Annotated in this window: 28 protein-coding genes; 21 read left to right on the forward strand and 7 right to left on the reverse strand. The window is 72.1% G+C overall.

The genetic code is table 11. From position 1 onward, the window contains the following. Window positions 1–85: 85 nt before the first annotated feature. Complete coding sequence (locus AQJ27_RS07915; protein WP_067363794.1) at window positions 86–1,663, reverse strand: oxidoreductase; 1,578 nt, start codon at window positions 1,661–1,663, stop codon at window positions 86–88. Between the two features lie 192 nt (window positions 1,664–1,855). On the opposite strand from AQJ27_RS07915, the gene hisD reads away from it, so the two are divergent. The 10 genes from hisD to AQJ27_RS07960 all read left to right on the forward strand — a co-directional run bounded on the left by hisD (window position 1,856) and on the right by AQJ27_RS07960 (window position 9,602). Next, a complete protein-coding gene (hisD, locus tag AQJ27_RS07920; RefSeq protein ID WP_067363797.1) occupies window positions 1,856–3,178 on the forward strand; it encodes a histidinol dehydrogenase in 1,323 nt (440 codons plus the stop codon). After that, window positions 3,175–4,290: a histidinol-phosphate transaminase gene (locus tag AQJ27_RS07925; protein ID WP_067363800.1), complete on the forward strand. Its 1,116-nt coding sequence runs from the start codon at window positions 3,175–3,177 to the stop codon at window positions 4,288–4,290. Before hisD ends, AQJ27_RS07925 begins: the two co-directional genes overlap by 4 nt. Continuing rightward, complete coding sequence (gene hisB, locus AQJ27_RS07930) at window positions 4,287–4,880, forward strand: imidazoleglycerol-phosphate dehydratase HisB (RefSeq protein ID WP_054217455.1); 594 nt, start codon at window positions 4,287–4,289, stop codon at window positions 4,878–4,880. The genes AQJ27_RS07925 and hisB overlap by 4 nt, the downstream gene beginning before the upstream one ends. 4 nt (window positions 4,881–4,884) lie before the next feature. Further along, window positions 4,885–5,049 (forward strand): hypothetical protein, encoded by a 165-nt coding sequence (locus AQJ27_RS57290; protein ID WP_165854115.1) that lies wholly within the window; start codon window positions 4,885–4,887, stop codon window positions 5,047–5,049. Further along, window positions 5,040–5,687 carry an imidazole glycerol phosphate synthase subunit HisH gene (hisH, locus tag AQJ27_RS07935; protein ID WP_067363803.1) on the forward strand — a complete coding sequence of 216 codons (648 nt, stop codon included), beginning with the start codon at window positions 5,040–5,042 and terminating at the stop codon, window positions 5,685–5,687. Before AQJ27_RS57290 ends, hisH begins: the two co-directional genes overlap by 10 nt. Beyond that, complete coding sequence (gene priA, locus AQJ27_RS07940) at window positions 5,684–6,409, forward strand: bifunctional 1-(5-phosphoribosyl)-5-((5-phosphoribosylamino)methylideneamino)imidazole-4-carboxamide isomerase/phosphoribosylanthranilate isomerase PriA (protein ID WP_067363806.1); 726 nt, start codon at window positions 5,684–5,686, stop codon at window positions 6,407–6,409. The genes hisH and priA overlap by 4 nt, the downstream gene beginning before the upstream one ends. Next, window positions 6,406–6,819, forward strand: a complete 414-nt coding sequence (locus AQJ27_RS07945) for a RidA family protein (protein ID WP_067363809.1) — start codon at window positions 6,406–6,408, stop codon at window positions 6,817–6,819. The genes priA and AQJ27_RS07945 overlap by 4 nt, the downstream gene beginning before the upstream one ends. Further along, window positions 6,816–7,571, forward strand: a complete 756-nt coding sequence (gene hisF / locus AQJ27_RS07950) for an imidazole glycerol phosphate synthase subunit HisF (RefSeq protein ID WP_067363813.1) — start codon at window positions 6,816–6,818, stop codon at window positions 7,569–7,571. The genes AQJ27_RS07945 and hisF overlap by 4 nt, the downstream gene beginning before the upstream one ends. Before the next feature lie 129 nt (window positions 7,572–7,700). Then, the gene (locus AQJ27_RS07955) at window positions 7,701–8,288 is read left to right on the forward strand and encodes an ArsR/SmtB family transcription factor (RefSeq protein ID WP_067363816.1); all 588 of its coding nucleotides are present in this window, start codon (window positions 7,701–7,703) and stop codon (window positions 8,286–8,288) included. 69 nt (window positions 8,289–8,357) lie between these two features. Then, a complete protein-coding gene (locus tag AQJ27_RS07960) occupies window positions 8,358–9,602 on the forward strand; it encodes an MFS transporter (protein WP_067363818.1) in 1,245 nt (414 codons plus the stop codon). Between the two features lie 64 nt (window positions 9,603–9,666). Here the strand turns inward: AQJ27_RS07960 and AQJ27_RS07965 are convergent, their stop codons facing one another. After that, complete coding sequence (locus tag AQJ27_RS07965; RefSeq protein WP_060902101.1) at window positions 9,667–10,302, reverse strand: TIGR03085 family metal-binding protein; 636 nt, start codon at window positions 10,300–10,302, stop codon at window positions 9,667–9,669. A 119-nt stretch (window positions 10,303–10,421) separates the two neighbouring features. Between AQJ27_RS07965 and hisI the strand changes: the two genes are divergently transcribed. From hisI to lgt, 11 genes are all read left to right on the forward strand, one after another. Beyond that, the gene (hisI, locus tag AQJ27_RS07970; RefSeq protein ID WP_067364798.1) at window positions 10,422–10,847 is read left to right on the forward strand and encodes a phosphoribosyl-AMP cyclohydrolase; all 426 of its coding nucleotides are present in this window, start codon (window positions 10,422–10,424) and stop codon (window positions 10,845–10,847) included. Between the two features lie 11 nt (window positions 10,848–10,858). After that, window positions 10,859–12,337, forward strand: coding sequence for an anthranilate synthase component I (locus AQJ27_RS07975; protein WP_067363821.1), 1,479 nt, complete (start codon window positions 10,859–10,861; stop codon window positions 12,335–12,337). A 96-nt stretch (window positions 12,338–12,433) separates the two neighbouring features. Then, window positions 12,434–13,087 (forward strand): TIGR02234 family membrane protein, encoded by a 654-nt coding sequence (locus AQJ27_RS07980; RefSeq protein WP_067363825.1) that lies wholly within the window; start codon window positions 12,434–12,436, stop codon window positions 13,085–13,087. A gap of 168 nt (window positions 13,088–13,255) precedes the next feature. After that, window positions 13,256–13,507 carry an HGxxPAAW family protein gene (locus AQJ27_RS07985; RefSeq protein ID WP_067363828.1) on the forward strand — a complete coding sequence of 84 codons (252 nt, stop codon included), beginning with the start codon at window positions 13,256–13,258 and terminating at the stop codon, window positions 13,505–13,507. A gap of 113 nt (window positions 13,508–13,620) precedes the next feature. Next, window positions 13,621–14,073 (forward strand): DUF2752 domain-containing protein, encoded by a 453-nt coding sequence (locus tag AQJ27_RS07990; protein ID WP_067363831.1) that lies wholly within the window; start codon window positions 13,621–13,623, stop codon window positions 14,071–14,073. Window positions 14,074–14,232: 159 nt separating this feature from the next. Beyond that, entirely contained in the window at window positions 14,233–15,042 is an 810-nt protein-coding gene (trpC, locus tag AQJ27_RS07995) for an indole-3-glycerol phosphate synthase TrpC (RefSeq protein ID WP_067363834.1), read from the forward strand. Next, on the forward strand, window positions 15,029–15,334 hold the full coding sequence (gene trpM, locus AQJ27_RS58545) for a tryptophan biosynthesis modulator TrpM (RefSeq protein WP_235613500.1): 306 nt from the start codon (window positions 15,029–15,031) through the stop codon (window positions 15,332–15,334). The genes trpC and trpM overlap by 14 nt, the downstream gene beginning before the upstream one ends. 233 nt (window positions 15,335–15,567) lie before the next feature. Beyond that, window positions 15,568–16,860 (forward strand): tryptophan synthase subunit beta, encoded by a 1,293-nt coding sequence (gene trpB, locus AQJ27_RS08000; protein WP_067363837.1) that lies wholly within the window; start codon window positions 15,568–15,570, stop codon window positions 16,858–16,860. Then, a complete protein-coding gene (trpA, locus tag AQJ27_RS08005; protein WP_067363840.1) occupies window positions 16,857–17,672 on the forward strand; it encodes a tryptophan synthase subunit alpha in 816 nt (271 codons plus the stop codon). Before trpB ends, trpA begins: the two co-directional genes overlap by 4 nt. Before the next feature lie 117 nt (window positions 17,673–17,789). Beyond that, window positions 17,790–18,566, forward strand: a complete 777-nt coding sequence (locus tag AQJ27_RS08010; protein WP_067363843.1) for a DsbA family protein — start codon at window positions 17,790–17,792, stop codon at window positions 18,564–18,566. A gap of 203 nt (window positions 18,567–18,769) precedes the next feature. Further along, window positions 18,770–19,882, forward strand: coding sequence for a prolipoprotein diacylglyceryl transferase (gene lgt / locus AQJ27_RS08015; RefSeq protein WP_079064861.1), 1,113 nt, complete (start codon window positions 18,770–18,772; stop codon window positions 19,880–19,882). A 58-nt stretch (window positions 19,883–19,940) separates the two neighbouring features. Here the strand turns inward: lgt and AQJ27_RS08020 are convergent, their stop codons facing one another. Genes AQJ27_RS08020 through AQJ27_RS08040 form a run of 5 tightly spaced genes read right to left on the reverse strand, consistent with a single transcriptional unit; the run spans window position 19,941 to window position 25,432 of the window. Beyond that, a complete protein-coding gene (locus tag AQJ27_RS08020) occupies window positions 19,941–20,777 on the reverse strand; it encodes an HpcH/HpaI aldolase/citrate lyase family protein (protein ID WP_067363849.1) in 837 nt (278 codons plus the stop codon). Beyond that, window positions 20,774–21,994 (reverse strand): CaiB/BaiF CoA transferase family protein, encoded by a 1,221-nt coding sequence (locus tag AQJ27_RS08025; protein ID WP_067363852.1) that lies wholly within the window; start codon window positions 21,992–21,994, stop codon window positions 20,774–20,776. The genes AQJ27_RS08020 and AQJ27_RS08025 overlap by 4 nt, the downstream gene beginning before the upstream one ends. Next, on the reverse strand, window positions 21,991–22,902 hold the full coding sequence (gene rbsK / locus AQJ27_RS08030) for a ribokinase (RefSeq protein WP_067363855.1): 912 nt from the start codon (window positions 22,900–22,902) through the stop codon (window positions 21,991–21,993). The genes AQJ27_RS08025 and rbsK overlap by 4 nt, the downstream gene beginning before the upstream one ends. Next, entirely contained in the window at window positions 22,899–24,275 is a 1,377-nt protein-coding gene (locus AQJ27_RS08035; RefSeq protein WP_067363858.1) for an ADP-ribosylglycohydrolase family protein, read from the reverse strand. Before AQJ27_RS08035 ends, rbsK begins: the two co-directional genes overlap by 4 nt. Further along, window positions 24,272–25,432, reverse strand: coding sequence for an ADP-ribosylglycohydrolase family protein (locus AQJ27_RS08040; RefSeq protein WP_067363861.1), 1,161 nt, complete (start codon window positions 25,430–25,432; stop codon window positions 24,272–24,274). Before AQJ27_RS08040 ends, AQJ27_RS08035 begins: the two co-directional genes overlap by 4 nt. Window positions 25,433–25,438: the final 6 nt, after the last annotated feature.

Here is a 25,438-nt window from a genome sequence, read left to right on the forward strand (position 1 = left end):
GTGACTGTTGTTCTACTATTGAACACCTGTCAACAGTATGGCCGGATGCCGCCCCACCAGGCCCCGCCAGGCCCCATCAGGCCTCTCAGCTGCGGCGCAGCAGCCGGGTCGCCCCCGCCGCCACCGTCGTCGCCAGGATCCAGCCCAGGAGGATCACCACCGCGGCCAGCCACTGCCAGGCGCCGCGCAGCTGCCAGACGTCCACCTGGCCGAGGTCGATCACCGGCAGCAGCAGGTCGAGGGCGAACAGCGCGGCGTTCCACGGCGGATGCCCGCCGTTCACCGGGGTGTGGGTCGCGTGCGAGAAGGCGATCGAGGACATCGCCCACAGCACCGCCATCCACAGGGCCGCCCGGCCGGGCCGGTACCCGTAGGCGACCGTCCAGTCCTGCGCGTATCCCCACAGCTTGGCCGCGAGCGGCAGGGTCTCGCGGCGGCGGCGCTGCTTGGCGAGCAGCACCTCGCGCGCGTCCTCGTCCTCGCCGGAGTCGCGCAGCACGGTGGCCAGCCGCTCGTACGGCTCCGGGCTGTACTCCGCGGTCGCCGCCGCCACCCACTCCAGGCGCCGGGTCAGCGGGAAGCCCCCCTGCGGTACGAGGTTCTCGTAGCTGAAGCCGCCCATGTGGAGGTTGCCCGGGCCCGGCCAGCTGTCGGCCCGGTCGACGAGATTGACGATCCGCGCACCCGACAGGACCACCTTGCCCCGCTCGGGACGCTCCCCGAGGAAGCGCAGCTCGGGCGTCTGCACCCGCAGCAGGGACAGCCCCTGGTCGTCGTCGAAGGTGAAACGGGCCCGCTCGAAGTCGAGGGCGTCCCCGAACCGTCCGTCGTCGAGGCGGATCCCGCCCTGGCACTCGAAGGGCTGCACCAGCGTTCCGCGCGCCGGGGTGGTGCCGCTGGTCAGCAGGGGATTGCCGAGGCCCGCGGGGGTCATGTAGAGCGTGCGGTTGACGGTCAGCTGGGGAGCGTTCAGGGCGAGCCGCGAGTACGGGTTGGTCAGCTTGCTGCCGCGCAGGCTGAGCGAGACACCGACGGTGGCGCCACGCAGGCTCAGCTCACCGTGCGACTCCAGCATCTCGGCCTGCAGGTCCTGCCCCACGGTCATGCCGTCGCCGGTGAGTGAGCGGCCGCGCCGGTCCCGGTAGACCACGGCCTGGTTGAGCAGCAGATCCGTACCGATCTGCGCGTCGGTCAGCCGCACCCCGTTGTGGAAACGGCAGCGGGGCAGATGCAGATCGCCCTCGGTGTGCACCCGGGCCGCCTCCAGGCGCGGCACCGAGCAGTTGACCAGACGTACGGTCGTGAAGTGCGCCTCCGGCAGCAGGACCTCCTTCTCGAACCGGCAGCCCTTCAGCTCGACGTACGGCACCACCGTGCCGCCCGCGAGGTCGAGGACGTCCGTGATCCGCACACCGGTCAGCTTCAGGGAGGCGACCCGGCCCTGGAGGGCGGGCGGCCCGTCGAGCAGCAGCCATGCCACGATCCGGGCCCGGACACTGCGCTCGGGCCCCCAGGGATGGCCGCCGTGCGGATCGTCCACGGTCATGTCCCCGCTGCGCAGGTCGTACACGCTGCCGTTGCGGAAGGCCTGCCACATCCCGGCCTCGGCGGCGGTCAACTCGTCCGGCAGGTCCCCACCGCGGACGCCGGCACCCTCGGTCACGTCACGTCCCTCCCTCCCCAGCTACTGGCGGGTTTCGTACAGCCGTTCATGCCCGCTGTGTGACGGGCCGAACGCTATTGGTGACGGAGATCTCCAGGGGGAGCCTGGGACGGCTTGTATCAGCCATTGATACAGGCGTCCGGCGCCTTATCGCCGTCTGAGAGAATTGGGACCGTGCTGCAATCTCTTCGTATGGCCCGAATCGATCTGCGCGGCGACGCCCTCCCCGAGGGCTCCGCCCTGCGCGACCTGCTGCCCCGAGCCGACTTCGACGTATTGGCCGCCCTGGAGAAGGTGCGTCCGATCTGCGAGGCCGTGCATCATCGTGGCGACGCGGCGCTGATCGACTACGCGGAGAAATTCGACGGGGTGCGGCTGGCCTCCGTACGGGTCCCGGCCCAGGCCCTCGCCGAGGCCCTGGAGCAGCTCGACCCGGCCGTGCGCGCGGCCCTGGAGGAGTCCATCCGCCGCGCCCGCCTCGTCCACCGCGAGCAGCGCCGCGCCGCGCACACCACCCAGGTCGTGCCGGGCGGCTCGGTCACCGAGAAGTGGGTGCCGGTCGAGCGCGTCGGTCTGTACGCGCCCGGTGGGCGTTCGGTCTACCCCTCGTCCGTGATCATGAACGCGGTTCCGGCGCAGGAGGCCGGAGTCGCCTCCATGGCGCTCGCCTCCCCGCCGCAAAAAGAGTTCGGGGGGCTCCCGCACCCCACGATCCTCGCCGCCTGCGCCCTCCTCGGCATCGACGAGGTGTACGCGGTCGGCGGCGCCCAGGCCGTCGCGATGTTCGCGCACGGCACCGAGTCCTGCCCGCCCGCCAACATGGTCACCGGTCCCGGAAACATCTGGGTCGCCGCCGCCAAGCGCTACTTCACGGGCAAGATCGGCATCGACACCGAGGCCGGTCCCACCGAGATCGCGATCCTCGCGGACGAGACCGCCGACCCGGTGCACGTGGCCTCCGACCTGATCAGCCAGGCCGAGCACGACCCGCTCGCCGCCGCCGTCCTCGTCACGGACTCCGTCGAGCTGGCGGAGGCGGTCGAGAAGGAGCTGGAGCCGCAGGTCGCGGCCACCAAGCACATCGAGGACCGGATCGTCCCCGCGCTCAGCGGCAGGCAGTCCGCGATCGTCCTCGTCGACGGCGTGGACGAGGGCCTGCGGGTCGTCGACGCGTACGGCGCCGAGCACCTGGAGATCCAGACGGCGGACGCGGCCGCCGTCGCCGGCCGGGTGAAGAACGCGGGCGCGATCTTCGTCGGCGCCTGGGCGCCGGTGTCGCTGGGCGACTACTGCGCGGGCTCCAACCACGTGCTGCCCACCGGCGGCTGCGCCTGCCACTCCTCGGGGCTGAGCGTCCAGTCCTTCCTGCGCGGGATCCACATCGTGGACTACACGCGCGACGCCCTCGCCGAGGTGGCGCACCACGTGGTGACGCTCGCGGAGGCGGAGGACCTGCCGGCCCACGGGGCGGCGATCAAGGCTCGTTTCGGGTGGAAGGTTCCAGAGAGCAAGTGACCGGTATCGACGATCTTCCCGTACGGGACGAGCTGCGCGGCAAGTCCCCCTACGGCGCGCCCCAACTCGACGTGCCCGTAAGGCTGAACACCAACGAGAACCCGTACCCGCTGCCCGAACCGCTCGTCGAGCGGATCGCCGAGCGGGTCCGCGAGGCCGCCCGCAACCTCAACCGCTACCCCGACCGCGACGCGGTGGAGCTCCGCACCGAGCTGGCCAAGTACCTGACGAGGACCGGCGGGCACCGGGTCGACGTCGAGAACGTCTGGGCGGCCAACGGCTCGAACGAGGTCATCCAGCAGCTGCTGCAGACCTTCGGCGGCCCCGGCCGTACGGCGATCGGCTTCGAGCCCTCGTACTCGATGCACGCGCTCATCGCGCGCGGCACCGGCACGGCCTGGATCTCGGGTCCCCGCAGCGAGGACTTCACGATCGACCGGGCCGCCGCCGAGCGGGCCATCGCCGAGAGCCGCCCGGACGTCGTCTTCATCACCACCCCCAACAACCCCACGGGCAACGCGGTGCCGCGCGAGACGGTCCTCGCGCTGTACGAGGCGGCGCAGGCCGCCCGGCCCTCCATGGTCGTGGTCGACGAGGCGTACATCGAGTTCAGCCACGGCGACTCGCTGCTGCCGCTGATCGAGGGCCGGCCGAATCTCGTCGTGTCGCGGACGATGTCGAAGGCGTTCGGCGCGGCCGGACTGCGCCTCGGCTATCTCGCCGCGCACCCCGCGGTCGTCGACGCGGTCCAGCTCGTACGGCTGCCCTACCACCTGTCGGCCGTCGCGCAGGCCACCGCCCTGGCCGCCCTGGAGCACACCGACACGCTGCTCGGGTACGTCGAGCAGCTGAAGGCCGAGCGTGACCGCCTGGTCGCCGAACTGCGTGCGATCGGGTACGAGGTGACCGAGTCCGACGCGAACTTCGTCCAGTTCGGGCGATTCGACGGCGAGGGTGGCTCCCACGAGGCCTGGCAGAAGATCCTCGACCGGGGCGTCCTGGTCCGGGACAACGGCGTACCGGGATGGCTGCGGGTCTCCGCCGGCACCCCGGCCGAAAACGACGCGTTCCTGGACGCGGTCCGTGAGTTGAAGAAGGAGCAGAGCGCATGAGCCGCGTCGGAAGAGTGGAGCGGACGACCAAGGAGACGTCGGTCCTCGTCGAGATCGATCTCGACGGGTCCGGCAAGGTCGAGGTGTCGACGGGCGTCGGTTTCTACGACCACATGCTCGACCAGCTCGGCCGGCACGGTCTGTTCGACCTGACCGTGAAGACCGAGGGCGACCTGCACATCGACTCGCACCACACCATCGAGGACACCGCCCTCGCGCTCGGCGCCGCCTTCAAGCAGGCACTCGGCGACAAGGTGGGCATCTACCGCTTCGGCAACTGCACGGTCCCGCTGGACGAGTCCCTCGCCCAGGTGACCGTCGACCTGTCGGGCCGCCCGTACCTCGTGCACACCGAGCCCGAGAACATGGCGCCGATGATCGGCGAGTACGACACGACGATGACCCGGCACATCCTGGAGTCCTTCGTCGCCCAGGCCCAGATCGCACTGCACGTGCACGTGCCCTACGGACGCAACGCGCACCACATCGTGGAGTGCCAGTTCAAGGCGCTCGCCCGGGCGCTGCGGTACGCCTCCGAGCGCGACCCGCGCGCCGCCGGCATCCTCCCCTCCACGAAGGGCGCGCTGTAAAGCCATGACAGGTCTCAACACCATCCTCATCGTCGTCGGGCTCTTCCTCCTGGGCGGTGTCTACTCCTTCGTCAAGCAGAAGATGCCCGCGAGTCTCATCGTGCTGCTCTCCTTCGGCGCCGCGATGTGTCTGATCGCGGGCGTCATGAGGCTGGAGGTGTGGAATTGACCGCTCCTAAGAAGGTCGTCGTCTTCGATTACGGCTTCGGGAACGTGCGTTCCGCCGAGCGTGCCCTCGCGCGCGCGGGCGCCGAGGTCGAGATAACGCGTGACTTCGACAAGGCCATGAACGCGGACGGACTGCTGGTGCCCGGCGTCGGCGCCTTCGCCGCCTGCATGAAGGGCCTCAAGGACGCCCGCGGCGACTGGATCATCGGCCGCAGGCTGTCCGGTGGCCGCCCGGTGATGGGCATCTGCGTCGGTATGCAGATCCTCTTCGCGCGCGGCATCGAGCACGGCGTGGAGGCCGAGGGCCTCGACGAGTGGCCCGGCACGGTCGAGCCGCTCCAGGCCGACATCGTGCCCCACATGGGCTGGAACACGGTCGAGGCCCCGGCCGACTCCCGGCTCTTCTCGGGGCTCGACGCCGAGGCGCGCTTCTACTTCGTGCACTCCTACGCCGTCCACGACTGGTCCCTGGAAGTCGGCAACCCGGCGCTGCGCGCCCCCCTGGTGACCTGGTCGACGCATGGCAAGCCCTTCGTGGCGGCCGTCGAGAACGGCCCCCTGTGGGCCACGCAGTTCCACCCCGAGAAGTCCGGCGACGCCGGAGCCCAGCTCCTCACCAACTGGATCGGAACACTGTGAGCAAGCTCGAACTCCTCCCCGCCGTCGACGTCCGCGACGGCCAGGCCGTCCGGCTCGTGCACGGCGAGTCCGGGACGGAAACTTCTTACGGCTCCCCCCTCGAGGCCGCCCTCGCCTGGCAGAGCTCGGGCGCCGAGTGGCTGCACCTCGTCGACCTGGACGCCGCGTTCGGCACCGGCGACAACCGCAAGCTCATCGCCGAGGTCGCCGGCGCCATGGACATCAAGGTCGAGCTGTCCGGCGGCATCCGCGACGACGACACGCTCGCCGCGGCCCTCGCCACCGGCTGCACCCGGGTCAACCTCGGCACCGCCGCCCTGGAGACCCCGGAGTGGGTCGCCAAGGTCATCGCCGAGCACGGTGACAAGATCGCGGTCGGTCTCGACGTACGCGGCACGACGCTGCGCGGCCGCGGCTGGACCCGCGACGGCGGCGACCTCTACGAGACGCTGGAGCGCCTCAACGCCGAGGGCTGCGCGCGCTATGTCGTCACGGACATCGCCAAGGACGGCACGCTGCAGGGCCCGAACCTGGAACTGCTGCGCAATGTGTGCGCCGCGACGGACCGCCCGGTGGTCGCGTCGGGCGGGGTCTCCTCCCTGGACGACCTGCGCGCCATCGCCGAGCTCGTGCCGCTGGGCGTCGAGGGCTCCATCGTCGGCAAGGCCCTCTACGCGAAGGCGTTCACCCTGGAAGAGGCGTTGGAGGCGGTAGCCAAGTGAGCGACGTACGACGTGTCACGACCGGCGCGCCCTGGGAGGACGCCTTCGGCTACTCCCGCGCGGTGGAGCTGCCGAACGGCCTGGTGCTGGTCGCCGGCTGCACCTCCGTGATCGACGGAGCGATCGTCGACGGCGACCCGTACGAACAGGCGGTCAACTCCTTCAACGCCGCGTTCGCCGCGTTGCAGCAGCTCGGCCTCGGCCGTGACGACGTCGTCCGTACGCGCATGTACATCACCCACGCCCGGGACGTGGAGGAGGTCGGACGCGCCCACAAGGAGCTGTTCGACACCGTCCGTCCCGCCGCGTCCATGATCATCGTCTCCGGCTTCGTGGACTCGCGACTGGTCGTCGAGGTCGAGGTGGAGGCGTTCCGCTCCGGCGGGGAAGACGGAGTGTCCGCAGCATGACCCTTGCCGTACGAGTCATCCCATGCCTGGACGTGGACAACGGCCGGGTCGTCAAGGGCGTCAACTTCCAGAACCTGCGTGACGCGGGCGACCCCGTCGAGATGGCCAAGGTGTACGACGCCGAGGGCGCCGACGAGCTGACGTTCCTGGACATCACCGCGTCCTCGGGCAACCGCGAGACCACCTACGACGTGGTGCGCCGCACGGCCGAGCAGGTCTTCATCCCGCTCACCGTGGGCGGCGGCGTACGCACCGCCGAGGACGTCGACAAGCTGCTGCGGGCGGGCGCCGACAAGGTCGGGGTCAACACGGCCGCGATCGCCCGGCCCGAGCTCATCCGGGAGATCGCGGAGCGGTTCGGACGGCAGGTGCTGGTGCTGTCGGTGGACGCCAGGCGCACTCCCGCGGGGACCTTCGAGGTCACCACCCACGGCGGGCGCAAGGGCACCGGCATCGACGCGGTCGAGTGGGCCCACCAGGCCGCCGAGCTGGGCGCGGGCGAGATCCTGCTCAACTCGATGGACGCGGACGGCACGAAGGACGGCTACGACATCGAGATGATCGAGGCCGTCCGTAAGCACGTCACCGTGCCTCTCATCGCCAGCGGGGGCGCGGGCCGGCTCGCCGACTTCCCGCCCGCCATCGCCGCGGGCGCCGACGCGGTGCTCGCCGCGTCCGTCTTCCACTTCGGGGATCTGCGGATCGGCCAGGTGAAGGAGGCGCTGCGGGGGGCGGGGCGACCCGTTCGCTGACGTCGGCGGTGCACCCAGTGCGCTGAGCCCCGGTCACCGGGTGGCCGGGGCTCGCTTGTGGGCAGATGCGAAAGATAAGTTGCGCAAAATCTGTTGTGCAATTTTTCTTTCGTATCTACGGTTGGGGACATGGCAAGCAAGGAGAACCGCCGGATCACGGACATGGGCACGCTCAAGGCGCTGGCCCATCCGTTGCGGATGAAGCTCTACCGGGGGCTCATCGTGGCCAGGGTCGCCACCGCCTCCCAGCTGGCGGAGCAGGTGGACGAGGCCGTCTCACTGGTCAGCTACCACCTGCGCAAGCTGGCCGAGCACGGCGTGATCGAGGAGGCGCCGGCACAGAGCGCCGACGGTCGGGAGCGCTGGTGGCAGCCCGCCTCCGACGGGGTCAGCATCCGCGACGAGGACTTCCGCGGCGCGCCGGAGAAGGCCGCTGTGTACACCGCGGCCAGTCGGCTCTTCTCCGAGCAGCGCGCCGACCTGTACCGCCGTTACCTCGACGAACGCGCTCACTGGACGCCCGAGTGGAACCGCGCCGCCGAGTCCTCCGAGTCCGCGATGCGGCTGACGGCCGGTGAGCTGTCCGAGCTGGTCGCGGACATGCAGGCCCTGTTCAAGGCCTACACGGAGCGGGGCCGGGCCGCCGAGGAGGCCGGTGACACCGAAGGCCGCGAGAACGTCGCGGTGCACACGTACGCCTTCCCGTTCCGCGTCTGAGCCGCGTCCGAGCCGGGTCCGGTCCAGGTCCCGGTCCGGGTCCGAGCCGGGTCTGAGAGGACACACCCCATGAGCGTCACCGCAGTGCGGTCGGGCGCGGCCGACGAACGGCCCGCCCACCGTGACCCCAACGTGCTGCGCTGGCTCGGCGCGTACACCTCGTCGGCGATCGGCGACAACGTCTACTACATCGCCCTGTCCTGGGCCGCCGTCCAGGCCGGGACACCCGCGCAGGCCGGGCTAGTGACGGCCGCCAGTGCCGTGCCCCGCGCCCTGCTGATGCTCGGCGGGGGAGTGGTCGCCGACCGGTTCGGGCCGCGTCGCGTGGTCGTCGGCAGCGGCGCGGTGCGCTGTGCCCTCGTCCTGACCGCCGCCGGGCTGCTCCTCGCGACCAGCCCCGGACTCTGGGCGCTGGGCGCGGTGGCCGTGCTCTTCGGGGTCGTGGACGCCGTCTTCCTGCCCGCCGCGGGCGCTCTCCCCGCCCTGCTGGCCCCCCGGAGCCAGCTCGCCCGGGTCCAGGGCATGCGGGGCCTCGCGACCCGGCTCGCCACCGTCCTCGGCGGCCCGCTCGGCGGCCTGGGCGTGGCCCTCGGCGGTACCGCCGGAGCGTTCGGACTGGCCGCGCTGCTGATCGGGGTGTCCCTGCCGATGCTGCTGACCATACGGGTCGGGCGGTTGCCCGCGGACGACGACAAGGCGCGCGGAGCGGTCATGGCCGAACTCCGGGACGGGCTCCGGCGCATCCGCCGACACCCGGTGCTCCGCCCGTTGGTGCTCGCCATCGCCGTCTCCGACCTGGGGTTCGTCGGACCGATGAACCTCGGCCTGACCCTGCTCTCGCAGCAGCGCGGCTGGGGGTCCTCCGGGATGGGCTGGGTGCTCGCCGGGTTCGGGACCGGCGCGGGTGCGGCGTCCCTGCTGCTCGCCCTGCGGGGGTGGGTGCCGCGCGCCGGACTCGTGATGGCGGTGACGGCCGTCGCGAGCTCGGTGGCCATCGGGGGGCTCGCGCAGGTGGAGTCCGTCGCCGCCGGGGCCTGCGTGGCCCTGTGCGTCGGACTGCTGGCCGGGCTGGGCGGGGCCCTGAGCGGCGCGCTGGTGCAGGCGCAGACCGAACCCGCCTACGCCGGTCGTGTCATCTCGGTCTCGACCCTGGTCGGCTTCGGCGTCGCGCCGCTCACCTTCCCGGTGGTCGGCTGGGCCGTCGACCGGTGGGGCACCGGCCCGGTCTTCACGGCCTGCGCCGCGATCTGCGCCCTGAGCGGGATCATCGCCCTCTGCTCCCGGCCTCTGCGCCGCGCCGAGCTGCCACGCTGAGCAGGCCGCTCGGGGCCCTGGCAGGTGCGGCGGTCCGGAGCCGCACCCGGTTCGGTGAGCTCGCTCAGAGACCCAGCTGCTTCGTCTCGCTCAGTTTCGCGATCGCGTCCTTGTCGCCCTCCAGCTCCACGTCGGCCGTCTTCTGCCGGCCGAGGGCGAACATCAGCAGCTCCGAGGGCTCGCCGGTCACCGTCACCACCGGTGTGCCCCGGTGGGCGACCGCCGTCTGGCCGTCCGGGCGGCGCAGCACCAGGCCGGTCGGGGCGCCACGGCCGGCGAGGCGGGCGGTGCGCTCCAGACGGGACCACAGGGCGTCCTGGAAGACCGGGTCCAGCGGGCGCGGCGTCCAGTCCGGCTGGGCCCGCCGCACGTCCTCGGTGTGGACGTAGAACTCGACCGTGTTCGACGCCTCGTCGATCTGCTTCAGCGCGAAGGGCGAGAAGCGGGGCGGGCCCGTACGGATCAGCTGGATCAGCTCCTCGTACGGCTTCTCGGCGAACTCCGCCTGCACCCGCTCCAGACGCGGCGCGAGCTGTTTGAGCAGCAGCCCGCCCGCGGCGTCCGCGCGGCGCTCGCGCACCACCACGTGCGCGGCGAGATCACGGGTGTTCCAGCCCTCGCACAGGGTCGGGGCGTCCGGGCCCTCGGCCTCCAACAGGTCGGCGAGGAGAAGTCGTTCACGCTTGGCATGGGTCGACATGCCAGCAAGCCTACGACCGCCCCAGGAGCCCGCCCAGTGGACATCGGCGTTCAGGGGCGCACGGTCCGGCCTGTGGACAACCGGCGGGTGCGTCCCACGGGCGCGGCACAATGGTCGGCATGACCAGCACGCCCCAGCCCAGCAGCCCCAACGGCCTGGATCCCGAGATCGCCGCGCGCCTCAAGCGCAGCGCCGACGGACTCGTCCCCGCCATCGCCCAGCAGTACGACACCGGTGAGGTGCTGATGCTCGGCTGGATGGACGACGAGGCACTGCACCGCACGCTCACCACGGGCCGCTGCACGTACTGGTCGCGCAGCCGCCAGGAGTACTGGGTGAAGGGCGACACCTCCGGCCACTTCCAGTGGGTGAAGTCCGTGGCCCTGGACTGCGACGCCGACACGATCCTGGTCCAGGTCGACCAGGTGGGCGCCGCCTGCCACACGGGCGCCCGTACCTGCTTCGACGAGGACGTGCTCCTCAAGGAGGCGGCCTCCGTGGACACCCAGGACGCCGATTCCGGCGTACCGTCACTGGATCAGTAAGGTCAGCCGCCATGGACCTCGAGACGTTCCGCAAGCTGGCCACCGACCGCCGTGTCATCCCCGTCAGCCGCAAGCTCCTCGCCGACGGCGACACGCCGGTCGCGCTGTACCGCAAGCTGGCCGCCGAGCGCCCCGGCACCTTCCTCCTGGAATCCGCCGAGAACGGCCGCTCCTGGTCCAGGTACTCCTTCATCGGCGTCCGCAGCCAAGCCACCCTGACCGCGCGCGACGGGCAGGCCCACTGGCTCGGCACCCCGCCCGTCGGCGTCCCCGTCGACGGGGACCCGCTGGCCGCCCTGCGCGCCACCATCGAGGCCCTGCACACCCCGCACGGAGAGGGCCTGCCCCCGTTCACCGGCGGCATGGTCGGCTACCTCGGCTACGACATCGTGCGCCGCCTGGAGAAGATCGGCCCCGGCGAGCGGGACGACCTGCAGCTCCCCGAGCTGACCATGCTGCTCACCAGTGACCTCGCCGTCATGGACCACTGGGACGGCTCGGTCCAGCTGATCGCCAACGCGATCAACCACAACGACCTCGACACGGGCGTCGACGAGGCCTACGCGGACGCGGTCGCCCGCCTCGACGCCATGGAGGCCGACCTCTCCCGCGCGGTCTCCCAGCCGCCCGCCGCGCTCCCGCCCTCCGAGCTGCCCGAGTACACCGCCCTGTGGGGCGGCCCGGACTTCCAGGACGCCGTCGAGGACATCAAGGAGCGCATCCGGGCGGGCGAGGCCTTCCAGGTCGTCCCCTCCCAGCGCTTCGAAACGCCGTGCACGGCAAGCGCGTTGGACGTCTATCGCGTACTGAGGGCGACCAATCCCTCCCCGTACATGTACCTCTTCCGCTTCGACGGCTTCGATGTCGTCGGCTCGTCTCCCGAGGCCCTGGTCAAGGTCGAGGACGGGCAGGCGATGGTGCACCCCATCGCGGGCACCCGGCCGCGCGGCGCCACCGTCCAGGAGGACCAGGCCCTCGCCGACGAGCTGATCGCCGACCCCAAGGAGCGCGCCGAGCACCTGATGCTCGTCGACCTGGGGCGCAACGACCTGGGGCGGGTCTGCGAGCCCGGCTCCGTCGAGGTCGTCGACTTCATGTCCATCGAGCGCTACTCGCACGTGATGCACATCGTGTCCACCGTGACCGGACGCGTCGCGGCGGGCCGTACGGCCTTCGACGTGCTCACCGCCTGCTTCCCGGCCGGCACCCTCTCCGGCGCCCCCAAGCCGCGCGCGATGCAGATCATCGACGAACTCGAACCGTCCCGGCGGGGACTGTACGGCGGCTGCGTCGGCTACCTCGACTTCGCCGGCGACTCCGACACCGCCATCGCCATCCGCACGGCCCTGCTGCGCGGCGGCACCGCGTACGTCCAGGCGGGCGCCGGAATCGTCGCCGACTCGGACCCCGTCGCCGAGGACGACGAGTGCCGCAACAAGGCCGCCGCGGTCCTGCGCGCGGTGCACACCGCCAACCGGCTCGGCCGGTAGCGGGCGGCGGAATCCGGGTTCTGCCGTACGAGTTCGGGCGATAGGACGAGGGTCACGTGAACCCCGGGTGACGGTTCGCCCGGGGTTCAGGCGATAGTGGACTACGTGACAGCTGTACCTTCCCCCCGATCCGAAGCCGCGGGACCCGCCCGGTCCGGCCGCCGCAGCCTTGCCGTCGCCCTGCTCAGCGGCGCCCTCGGCGCGGCCGTGGCGCTGCTCTCCACCCGGCAGAGCTGGTCGGAGGGCACCGCGACGGTGGCCGGCGGCGCCTTCCCGCTGACCGCCAAGGGCAGCGACGTCACGGGCGTACCCGCGGCGCTCGCCATAGTGGGCCTCGCCGCACTCGTCGCCGTCTTCGCCGTCCGCAGCTCCGGGCGCTACCTCGTCTCCGCCCTGCTCGCGCTCTCCGGCGCGGGCACGGTCGTGGCGGCGGTGCTCGGCGCGAGCGACAGGTCCGCCCTCGACGAGAAGGCCGCGGCCGCCTCCGGCGACACCGCCGCCACCGCGAACGCCCTCAGCCACACCGCCTGGCCCTACGCGGCCGCGGCGGGCGGCGCGCTCATCCTCCTCGCGGGGCTGCTCGCGCTGCGCTACGGACGGCTGTGGCCCGCGATGTCCGGCCGCTACGAGCGCGACGGCACGCCCCGGCCGCGCAAGGCCAAGCCGGTCGACCCCGACCGGCCCGAGGACATCTGGAAGGCGCTCGACCGGGGCGAGGACCCGACGGGACCGGATCCCGCCGGGACCTAGGACCGGAATCGGCAGACCGGGCCGGGCCCTTCGGCCCGGGACATTGGTCGTGACGTGCAGAATGTGACGTGGCAGTCGCCACCCCGCGCTCCCGCCGCAGGCGTGTGTACGGGAGAATGGACGATGAGCGTCCGACTCACACACGTAATCAGCAACGAGGAGCAAGTCATGGCGGGCAGCAGCCACGGTCACACCCCGGCCGCCTGGACCGGTGTCATCATCGCCTTCATCGGTTTCTGCGTCGCGGGTGCCTTCATGGTGATGGCCAACCCGCTGGGCTTCTGGGCCGGCATGATCATCGTCGTTCTCGGCGGTGTCGTCGGTATGGCCATGCGCGCGGCGGGCCTCGGCCAGCCGAAGAGGACCGCGGCCCCGGCCGTCGCGCACCCGGTCCGCGAGGCCGTCGGCGCCGAGAGCTGACCCCCAGGGCTTCTCGAGAGGCGGTCCCGGCACTCCCGCCGGGACCGCCTCTCGCGCGTCCGCCCCGGGCGCGCCGCGCCCGCGACGAGCGCGGCACGCCCGGGACGGGCAGAATGCGACGGGTGAACGCCGAAACCCGGAGGGTGACGCGGCCCCGACCTGCCCAGTGGGTCGTGCCGCGGCGGCTCGTCGTCCCCCTGGGGACGCTCGCGGCCGTCGCAGGCGCCTTCGCGTTCGTCGGGGCCGTGGACCCCAACCAGCCCGGGCACTACCCCGTCTGCCCGCTGCTGCGCTACACGGGCCTGTACTGCCCCGGCTGCGGCGGTCTGCGCGGCGCGCACGCCTTCGTGCACGGGGACTTCGCGGCGGCGCTCACGGACAACGCGCTCGCCTTCGCGGGCTACTTCGTCTTCGCGGTGGTGTGGACCCTCTGGGCGGTCCGCTCGGCGCGCGGACGGCCGCTGCGCATCGACCTGGGGCCCGTGCACCTGTGGAGCGCGGGCGTGTTGCTCCTGGTCTTCACCGTTGTCCGGAACCTGCCCTTCGGCGGCTGGCTGCACCCTTGATCAAATGGCAAACGTCCAGGTAGTGGGACCGGCGTCAACCGGATGTGAAGCCTAGCCCTTCCTCCGGATACCATCGGGAGTGACCCATCACGGCCGTCGGGACGACGACCTGGGGTCGACAGGCTCAACCGTTCACCGTCAGGGAAGGGGGCCGCTCGCGTGAGTGTGCTCGACGAGATCATCGACGGAGTCCGTGCCGACCTCGCGGAGCGGCAGGCGCGCGTCAGCCTCGACGAGCTCAAGGAGCGCGCGGCGAAGGCTCCCGCGGCCAAGGACGGCCTGGCCGCCCTGCGTGGCGACGGCGTCAAGGTCATCTGTGAGGTCAAGCGCTCCAGCCCGTCCAAGGGCGCGCTCGCCGCGATCGCCGACCCCGCGGCCCTGGCCGCGGACTACGAGGCGGGCGGCGCGGCCGTCATCTCGGTCCTGACCGAGCAGCGCCGCTTCGGCGGCTCGCTGGCCGACCTGGAGGCCGTCCGCGCCCGGGTCGACATCCCCGTGCTCCGCAAGGACTTCATCGTCACGTCGTACCAGCTGTGGGAGGCCCGCGCGTACGGCGCCGACCTCGCGCTGCTGATCGTGGCCGCCCTCGACCAGGCCGCCCTGGAGTCCCTCATCGAGCGCGCCGAGTCCATCGGGCTCACGCCGCTCGTCGAGGTGCACGACGAGGACGAGGTCGAGCGGGCGGTGGACGCCGGGGCGAAGGTCATCGGCGTCAACGCGCGCAACCTCAAGACCCTCAAGGTGGACCGCACCACCTTCGAGCGGGTCGCTCCCGAGATCCCGTCCGGCCTCGTGAAGGTCGCCGAGTCCGGCGTCCGCGGGCCGCACGACCTCATCGCCTACGCCAACGCCGGCGCCGACGCGGTCCTGGTGGGCGAGTCCCTCGTCACCGGCCGCGACCCGAAGACGGCGGTCGCCGACCTCGTCGCAGCCGGGGCCCACCCCGCGCTGCGCCATGGACGGAGCTGACACCCCGGTGCACAGCGCGCCCCACGCCACCGCCGTCCCCCGTCCGGGCCCACGCCCCGACGGGGGAGTGGCGTGCGTGCGGGCGGCTGCCGCAGGGGCGCGCGATCCCTACGCCCGCCTCGCCCGCGGCTGTCGGCCGCGCGGCTGCCGGGCACCGGCCCGCCGCGTCCACGGGCGCCGCGTGCGGTATGTCATCGGTGACGAACCGGGCCAGGTCAACGGCATGCGATGGCCCGCCGGCGCGCGCGTATCAGGCGCCGTTCCGGGCCCGCCGCACCCCGCGGTGAGCTGACGGCCCCGACTCCCTCGTGCCACGTCGTGGCGGCTGCTCGCCGTCGCGGCTCGGCCGCGGGCTTCCCGGCCGCCGCTTTCCGTATGCCCCGGCTCGTTTCCCGAGGATTTCGTCTCCGGGAAACGGCGGACGGGTGGGAAGCGAACGGTGTAGTCCGGGCGACCTGTGCGTGCGCGACCGACGTGACCCCTGTCGACCTGCAACCGGGGCTTTCGCCCCTGCGAGGTATCCGCATGCCCAGCGAGTTCTTCATTCCCGACCCCGAGGGTCAAGTTCCCACCGCCGAGGGGTACTTCGGCGCGTTCGGCGGCAAGTTCATCCCGGAGGCGCTGGTCGCCGCCGTGGACGAGGTCGCCGTCGAGTACGACAAGGCGAAGGCGGACCCCGAGTTCGCCCGCGAGCTCGACGACCTGCTCGTCCACTACACCGGGCGCCCGAGCTCACTCACCGAGGTGTCCCGCTTCGCCGAACACGCCGGTGGCGCGCGTGTCTTCCTCAAGCGCGAGGACCTCAACCACACCGGGTCCCACAAGATCAACAACGTGCTCGGTCAGGCCCTCCTCACCAAGCGGATGGGCAAGACCCGCGTCATCGCCGAGACCGGCGCCGGTCAGCACGGCGTGGCCACCGCCACCGCCTGCGCGCTCTTCGGCCTCGAGTGCACGATCTACATGGGTGAGATCGACACCCAGCGGCAGGCGCTCAACGTGGCCCGCATGCGCATGCTCGGCGCCGAGGTCATCGCCGTGAAGTCCGGCTCCCGCACCCTCAAGGACGCCATCAACGAGGCCTTCCGGGACTGGGTCGCCAACGTCGACCGCACGCACTACCTCTTCGGGACCGTCGCGGGGCCGCACCCCTTCCCCGCCATGGTCCGCGACTTCCACCGTGTCATCGGCGTCGAGGCCCGGCGGCAGATCCTGGAGCGTGCCGGACGGCTCCCCGACGCCGCCATCGCCTGTGTCGGCGGCGGCTCCAACGCCATCGGCCTCTTCCACGCCTTCATCCCGGACGCGGACGTACGCCTCATCGGCTGCGAGCCCGCCGGGCACGGCGTGGAGACCGGGGAACACGCCGCGACCCTGACCGCCGGCGAACCCGGCATCCTGCACGGCTCGCGGTCGTACGTCCTCCAGGACGAGGAAGGGCAGATCACCGAGCCCTACTCCATCTCGGCGGGCCTCGACTACCCGGGCATCGGACCCGAGCACTCCTACCTCAAGGACAGCGGCCGCGGCGAGTACCGCGCGGTCACCGACGACGCGGCCATGCAGGCCCTGCGCCTGCTCTCCCGCACCGAGGGCATCATCCCGGCGATCGAGAGTGCCCACGCGCTCGCCGGGGCCCTGGAGGTCGGCAGGGAGCTGGGCAAGGACGGGCTGATCATCGTCAACCTGTCCGGGCGCGGCGACAAGGACATGGACACGGCCGCCCGCTACTTCGGCCTGTACGACACCGCCGCCGACGCCGTCGTCGAACCGGACGCCGACAGTGACACCGCCGAGATCGAGGGGGACGCCAAGTGAGCGGCAACATCCAGCTGTTGAGCGACACCCTCGCCGCCGCGAAGGCGGAGGGGCGCTCCGCTCTCATCGCGTACCTGCCGGCCGGGTTCCCGACGGTCGACGGCGGGATCGCGGCCGTCAAGGCCGTCTTCGAGGGCGGCGCGGACGTCGTCGAGATCGGTCTGCCGCACAGCGACCCCGTTCTCGACGGGCCCGTCATCCAGACCGCCGACGACATCGCCCTCAAGGGCGGCGTCAAGATCGCCGACGTCATGCGCACGGTCCGCGAGGCGCACGGGGCCACCGGGAAGCCGGTGCTCGTCATGACGTACTGGAACCCCATCGACCGCTACGGTGTCGAGCGCTTCACCGCCGAACTGGCGGAGGCGGGCGGCGCGGGCTGCATCCTGCCGGATCTGCCCGTCCAGGAGTCGGCGCTGTGGCGTGAGCACGCGGAGAAGCACGGCCTCGCGACCGTCTTCGTCGTCGCGCCCAGCAGCAAGGACGCCAGGCTCGCCGAGATCACCGCGGCGGGCAGCGGCTTCGTGTACGCGGCCTCGCTGATGGGCGTCACGGGCACGCGGGAGTCCGTGGGGGCCCAGGCCCAGGACCTGGTGCGGCGCACCAAGGCCACCACCGAGCTGCCGGTCTGCGTCGGTCTCGGTGTCTCCAACGCCACCCAGGCGGCCGAGGTGGCCGGCTTCGCCGACGGTGTGATCGTCGGCTCGGCCTTCGTCAAGCGGATGCTCGACGCGCCGGACGAGGCCGCGGGCCTCGACGCGGTCCGCGCCCTCGCGGGCGATCTGGCGAAGGGCGTGCGCGGCACGGCCTGAGACACCTTCCGCCGCGTACGCGTCCTGTTGCGTACGTAACGGACAATCCGCTCACTCGAACGGGTGGACCTGGGACCGGGGAGGCGCGCTGCGCCTCCCCGGTTCGTTCTGCCGGTTGTGAGCGAGAAGAACCGTGACGGAAAGCGCACCGCCCGCGAGCGGATGGCGGTCGAGCGAGAGAAGCAGAGGTCCGCGGACAAGCGCCGCCGGGCGCTGATCGTGGGCGCGTCGGTGGTGTGCGTCCTGGCCCTTGCCGGGGTGGTGGGCGTCCTGGCCGCGAACTCGGGCAAGGACAAGAAGAGCGCCGCGTCGGGTCCGGCCGTGTCGCCCTCGGGTGCGACCGGCAAGGACGGCCTCGCGATCCCCGTCGGCAAGGACGGCGCCAAGTCGACCCTCACGGTCTGGGAGGACTTCCGCTGCCCGGCCTGCCAGGCCTTCGAGACGGTGTACCGCCCGACGATCCACGAGCTGGTGGACGCAGGGAAGCTCAGGGTCGAGTACCACCTGGTCACGCTCATCGACGACGGCAGGGGAGGCAGCGGCTCCCGGCACGCGGCCAATGCCGCGGCCTGCGCCCAGGACGCCGGAAAGTTCACGGCGTACCACGACGTGCTGTACGAGAACCAGCCCAGCGAGACCACCGACGACTTCTCCAGCGACAGCAAGCTCATCGAGCTGGCGGGCAAGGTCGACGGCCTGGACACCCCCGCTTTCCAGAAGTGCGTCAAGGACGGCACGCACAACAGCTGGGTCGTGAAGTCGAACGCGGCCTTCCAGAGCAGCGGATTCCGGGGCACGCCGACCGTTCTGCTGGGCGGCAAGAACATCTACGAGGACCAGACGATGACCCCCGCGAAGCTCAAGCAGCTGGTGGAGGCGGAGAACAAGGCCTGAGTCCCGCGTCGGCCCTGCTCCCCCGGCCCGGACACGGGCCGGGGGGCGGCTCATGTCGTTGCTCACGTCCTGACCCGAGTTGTGGCCTCTGTCACGATCCTTGTCACGGCCCGTGTCAGGGCCTCTGTCGGGGTCCCTGTTATGGACCCGTAGCCGGGCTGCTTGCCGTGGGTCCGGTCCGGCAGGGTAGCGTCGACCCTGCCATGGATATCGCCTACATTCCCAGCCCGTCGCACGGTGTGGTGCACCTCGGCCCCATCCCGCTGCGCGGCTACGCGTTCTGCATCATCATCGGCGTCTTCGTAGCCGTCTGGCTCGGCAACAAACGCTGGATCGCCCGGGGTGGGCGGCCCGGCACGGTGGCCGACATCGCGGTGTGGGCCGTCCCGTTCGGCCTGGTCGGCGGCCGGCTCTACCACGTGATCACGGACTACGAGCTGTACTTCAGCGACGGCCGTGACTGGGTGGACGCCTTCAAGGTGTGGCAGGGCGGCCTCGGCATCTGGGGCGCGATCGCGCTCGGTGCGGTGGGCGCGTGGATCGGCTGCCGCCGACGCGGCATCCCGCTCCCCGCCTGGGCCGACGCCCTCGCACCCGGCATCGTCTTCGCCCAGGCCATCGGGCGCTGGGGCAACTGGTTCAACCAGGAGCTGTACGGCAAGGCGACGGACGTGCCGTGGGCGCTGCACATCACGTCCTCCACGGACGGACGCGTGCCGGGGTACTACCACCCGACGTTCCTGTACGAGTCCCTGTGGTGCATCGGCGTCGGCTTCCTCGTCATCTGGGCGGACCGCCGCTTCACGCTGGGCCACGGGCGGGCGTTCGCGCTGTACGTCGCCGCGTACTGCGTCGGCCGCGGCTGGATCGAGTACATGCGCGTCGACGACGCCCACCACATCCTGGGCCTGCGTCTCAACGACTGGACCGCGATGGTGGTCTTCCTCCTCGCGGTGACCTACATCGTGGTGTCGGCGCGGCTGCGGCCGGGACGCGAGGAGGTCGTCGAGCCGGACGGGGACACCCCCGACGGGGATGCCGTCGCCCTCGACAAGACGGCCGACAACAAGGCCGAGGACAAGGCCGACAGCAAGGCTGACGACGAGTCCGACGAGACGACCGACAAGAAGTCCGACGACAAGAAGTCCGACGACAAGAAGTCCGACGGCAAGAAGCTCGACGGCAAGAAGCCCGACGCGAAGACGGACACCGAGTCCGACGAACCCGCGCAGTCCAAGGAGCCCGCGGAATCCGAGGAGCCCGAGGAGTCCGTGGAGGCGGCGCGGGGCGAGGCCGAGTCGGCCAAGAAGGTCTGACTTCCTCCAGTACGTCGAAGGGGGGTGCCGCGTCCTGGGACGCGGCGCCCCCCTTCGCTCATTTCCGGCGGGAGAGCGCCAGCGTGCGGCGGGCGCCCGCCACGACCGCCGCGTCCACGAAGCGGCCGTCGGGCAGGGCCTGGGCGCCCGGCTCGGTGGCGGCGGCTTTCACGATGAGCTCGGCGGTCTCGACCTCGGCCGGGGTCGGGAGATAGGCGTGTTCGATCACCGGGAGCTGGCGGGGGTGGATGGCCGCACGCCCGAGGAAGCCCAGGGTGCGCCCGTGGGCGCAGGAGGCGGCCAGGCCTTCCAGGTCCCGGATGTCCGGGTAGATCGACTGTGTGGGCGGCGCGAGGCCGGCGGCCCGGGCGGCGACCACGATCCGGGCGCGGGCCCAGTCCAGACCCGCGTCCTCCCGAACGCCCAGGTCGGCCCGTAGGTCCGCCTCCCCCAGCCCGATGCCGCGCACCGCCGGATGGGCCGCGGCGATGGTGAAGGCGTGTTCGACACCGAGGGCGGTTTCCAGGAGGGCGTACAGGGGGATCGCGCCTCCCTCGGAGGGGGCCGAGTGCTCCGCGACCCGGACGACATCGGCCGGGGAGGTCACCTTGGGCAGCCGGAGGCCGGAGAGGCCGGGGAGCGGGGCGAGCGTCCTCAGGTCGGCCTCGGCGAGGGGACCGCTCAGCGCGTTCACGCGGACGTGGACCGGGACCGGGGGAGGGTCCGAGAGCAACTCGGCGGTGGCGGCGCGGGCGTACTTCTTGCGGTGCGGGGCGACCGCGTCCTCCAGGTCGATCAGGACGACGTCCGCGCCGGAGACGAGGGCCTTGGCCACCACTTCCGGGTGGTCTCCGGGGGCGTAGAGCCAGGTGAGCGGGAGGGCCGGGATCCTCATAGGGCGCCTTCCGATCTGAGGGTGGTGATCTCGTCCTCGGACAGGCCGAGTTCGGTGAGGACGGCGTCCGTGTCGGCGCCGTGGGGGCGGCCCGTCCAGCGGATCGCGCCTGGGGTGGTGGAGAGCCGGAAGAGCACGTTCTGCATGCGCAGGGGGCCGAGTTCGGGGTCGGTGACGGTGGTGATCGTGTCCAGGGCCGCGTACTGCGGGTCCTCCATCACATCCCGTACGTCCTGGACCGGGGCCACCGCCGCCTCCGCCTTCTCGAAGGCGTCCAGGACCTCGGCGCGGCGGTGGCGGGCGATCCAGGAGCCCACCGCCTCGTCCAGGACGTCCGCGTGGCGAGCCCGGTCGGCGCCCGTCGCGAACCACGGTTCCTCGATCAGCTCCGGGCGTCCGACCAGCCGCATCAGCCGCTCGGCGATCGACTGGGCGGAGGTCGAGACGGCGACCCAGGAGCCGTCCGCCGTGCGATAGGTGTTGCGGGGCGCGTTGTTCGCGGAGCGGTTGCCGGTGCGGGGCTGGACGTAACCCAACTGGTCGTACCAGACCGGCTGTGGGCCGAGCACGGTGAGGATCGGCTCGATGATCGCCATGTCGACCACCTGGCCGCGGTCCGAGGCGTCGCGGGCGCGGAGCGCGGCCATGACGGCGTACGCCGTCGCCAGGCCCGCGATCGAGTCGGCCAGGCCGAAGGGCGGGAGGGTCGGCGGGGAGTCCGGTTCGCCGGTGATCGCCGCGAAGCCGCTCATCGCCTCGGCGAGGGTGCCGAAGCCGGGGCGGTGCGCGTACGGGCCGAACTGGCCGAAGGCGGTCACGCGGGCGAGGACGAGGCGGGGGTTGGCGGCCGACAGCTCCGCCCAGCCCAGGTCCCACTTCTCCAGGGTGCCGGGCCGGAAGTTCTCGATGATCACGTCGGCGGTGGCGGCGAGGCGCAGGAGGGTGGCGCGGCCGCCGGGCCTGGACAGGTCGAGGGTGATGGTGCGTTTGTTGCGGCCGAGGAGTTTCCACCACAGGCCGATGCCGTCCTTCGACGGGCCGTGGCCCCGGGACGGGTCGGGCTTGGCCGGGTGCTCGACCTTGACGACCTCCGCGCCGAAGTCGCCGAGCATGGTGGCGGCGAGCGGTCCGGCGAACAGGGTGGCGAGGTCGAGGACGCGCAGTCCGGTGAGCGGACCGCGACGCGTCCCCGCCTCCGAGTCCGTATGCCCGCTCATGAGGTGTGCCGGGTGTTCGAGGCGGCCTGGGCGTCGATCTCGGAGCGGTACGGCATCGAGGACGAGGCGCCGACGCGCTGCACCGACAGGGACGCGGCCGTCGACGCCCATGCGAGGGCGGCGCGCATCGGCCGGCCCTCGGCGAGCGCGACCGCCAGGGTGCCGACGAAGGTGTCGCCCGCGCCGGTCGAGTCCACGGCGGTGACCCGGGGCGCGGGCACGGTGAGGGGTTCGGCGCCACGGGCCGCGTACAGACTGCCCGCCGCGCCGAGGGTGACCACGACTTCCGGTACCTGGTCGAGCAGGGCGGTGGCCGCTTCGCGGGGGTCGGTGACTCCGGTCAGCGCGGCGGCCTCGTGTTCGTTGGGCACCAACAGGTCGATGGAGGCGAGGAGTTCGGGCGGCAGGGACTGTACGGGGGAGGGGGTCAGGATGGTCCGGACGCTGTGACGGCGCGCGGCCTCGGCGCCCGCGAGGACGGCGGCCAGCGGGATCTCCAGCTGGAGCAGCAGCGCGTCGGCGCCGGCGATGAGGACCTCGTCGCCCGGGGCGAGGTGGTCGACGGTGGCGTTGGCGCCGGGGACGACGACGATCGCGTTGCCGCCCTCGTCGTCCACGACGATGTGCGCGGTGCCGGACGGGCCCTCGGTGGTGCGCAGGTGGTCGGTGTCCACGCCCGAGTGCTCCAGGGTCGTACGGAGCTGGGAGCCGAAGGCGTCGGCGCCCACCGCGCCGATCATCGAGACGTCGGAGCCCGCGTGGGCGGCGGCCACCGCCTGGTTGGCGCCCTTGCCGCCGGGGATCGTGCGGAACTCCCGTCCCGTCACGGTCTCTCCGCGCTGCGGGGCCTTCGCGACGTAGGCGACGAGGTCCATGTTCGTGCTGCCGAGCACGGCGATATGGGTCATGGGTGACGGGTCTCCCGGTGCGTGAGCTGGTGGGTCAGCTGGGCGAGGGTGTCGAAGCCGATGCCGTCGAAGCCGGCGACGGAGGTGGCGAGGCGGTTCTTGAGAGGGGTGGTCCAGCGGTCGGGGAGGGCTGCGGGGGCGCCGGTGAGCAGGCCCGCGACGCTGCCCGCCGTGGCGCCGTTGGAGTCGGTGTCCCAGCCACCGGACACCGCGCGGCAGATGGAGCCGGAGAAGTCGCCGTCCGCGTGGGTGAGGGCGGCGGCGATCAGGGCGGTGTTGGGGAGGGCGTGGACCCAGTGGTAGGCGCGGTGGGTGGTGTGCAGTGCGTCGACGACCGTGTCGAAGTCCTCGGTGGTGCGGGCGAGGTGGACGGCGTGGCGGATCGCCTCGGCCAGCCGGGAGGCGGGGGGCACGACGGTGAGGCCGGTGCGCAGGCAGGCGTGGATGTCGCCGTGGCCGGTGGCCGCCTCGGCGATGGTGGCCGCCGTGAACATCGCGGCGTACACGCCGTTCGCGGTGTGGGTGAGGGTGGCGTCCCGGTGGGCCGCTTCCGCGGCGGCGGCCGGATCGCCCGGGTTGGTCCAGCCGTGGACGTCGGCGCGGATCAGGGCCCCGATCCATTCGCGGAAGGGGTTGCGGTGGTGGGCCGTGTGCGGGGGTTCGATGCCGGTGAGGAGGTTGCGGTAGGCGACGCGCTCGGCGGTGAACGTGCGGCCGGCGGGGAGTTCGTCCAGCCAGAGGCGGGCCACGTCGGCGGTCGTGAAGTCCCTGCCGTACCGCTGGAGCAACAGGAGGTTCAGGAGGGGGTAGTTGAGGTCGTCGTCCTCGGGCATGCCGTCGATGTTCTCGGCGAGGGAGGTGGCGGCGGAGCGTCTGTTCCAGGGGTGGGTCCGGAGGAGGTCGTCGGGTACGCCCCGGGCGGTGAACCAGGTGCGCAGGGGCCAGTTTCCGGCGGCCCGGGCCAGGTCGCGGATCCCTTCGAGGGGGAGCTTCTCCACCGGTTTGCCGAGCAGGCAACCGGCCGCTCTGCCGAGCCAGGCGGCTTCCAGGTGGGCCTGGGTGGGGGCCGGCGCGGGCACGGGCCGGGCGGGCCAGTCCGGGCAGTGGGCCCTGATCTGCCCCAGGTCTGTCGGCTCTGTGTCCGCCAACCCGCTGGGCAGTTCCGCCAGTTCGTCCAGGAGGTCGCCCGCCAGTGCGCGCAGGTACCGTGAGGCCGGAGTCGGGGACGTGCCCGCGCGCGGTGGGGCCTTTAGGCCGCCCGCCGCGTGCCAGCGGGCGGCGATCGCCTCCGGTGCGCGGCCGTCCTGGTAGGCCTGGGTGAGTTCGTGGCCGAGAAGGTCCTCGGGTTGGACCCAGGTCAGTCGGAGCGTCATGGGGTCCCCGTCAGCTCGGCGTACGCGGACTCGTGGGCGCGGCGACGGCCCACGTCACGGGCGAAGATCTCGCGGGTCACCCCGGTGAGGGTGGTCGCCGGGGCGTGCAGGTCCAGGCGGCTGGACTCGGCGACCGTCTTGGCCCAGTCGTGGGGGATCTCGGAGCCGAGGGCACCGGCGAGGGCGCCGGACATGGTGGCGATGGAGTCGCAGTCGCGGCCGTAGTTCACCGAGCCGAGGACCGCGTGCCGGTAGTCGCCCCCGGACACCACCAACATGCCCAGGGCGACGGGGAGTTCCTCGATCGTGTGGAGGCGGGAGGGGCGGCGGGCGGCGAGGGAGGGGGAGCGGTAGTCGGGGCCGACCGTGTCGTAGGGGGCCACCGCCTCGCGGAGCGGGATCAGCGCCGACTCGAAGTCCGTGTGGCGGGCGGCGACTTCGCAGACCGCCTCGATCGCCGACCGGGTGCCGTCCTTCGCCAGGGACAGGCAGGCCGCGACGACCGAGTCCGGGCGCGCCCCGGGCGCGCAGGCCGCCGCGACCCCCGCCGCGAAGACGGCCGCCGCCTCCCGCCCGTACGACGACTGGTGGGCGCCCGCGACGTCGAGCGCCTCGGCGTACGCGCCCGCCGGGTTGGCCGCGTTGACCAGGCCGACCGGCGCCATGTACATCGCGGCGCCGCAGTTGACGATGTTGCCGGTGCCGGCCTCCCGGGGGTCAGCGTGGCCGTAGTGGAGGCGGGCCACCAGCCACTTCTCCGCGAGGAAGATCCGCTGGAGGGGGATGGCCTCGGCCTCCAGTTCCGGGATCCAGCGCGGGCCCGTCATGAGGTCGGGGACCAGGTGCTCGGCGACGGCGTACGCGTCGAGGTGGTCGCGGACGGTGGCGTACACGCGTACCAGCGCGTGGGTCATCAGGGTGTCGTCGGTGACGTGTCCGTCGCCCTTGTGGTACGGGGCGATGGGGCGGGCGGTGCGCCAGGCGTCGCCGTTCCAGGGGCCGACGATGCCGTGGATCCGGCCGCCGTGCCGTTCGACGATCTGCTCGGGGGTGTAGCCCTCGACGGGGCCGCCGAGCGCGTCGCCGACGGCGGCTCCGACGAGGGCTCCGGTGATGCGTTCGTCGAGGGTTCCGGTTCCTTCTCCTTTGGGCGTCATGCCCGA

The organism is Streptomyces olivochromogenes, from assembly GCF_001514115.1.
GTDB lineage: Bacteria > Actinomycetota > Actinomycetes > Streptomycetales > Streptomycetaceae > Streptomyces > Streptomyces olivochromogenes.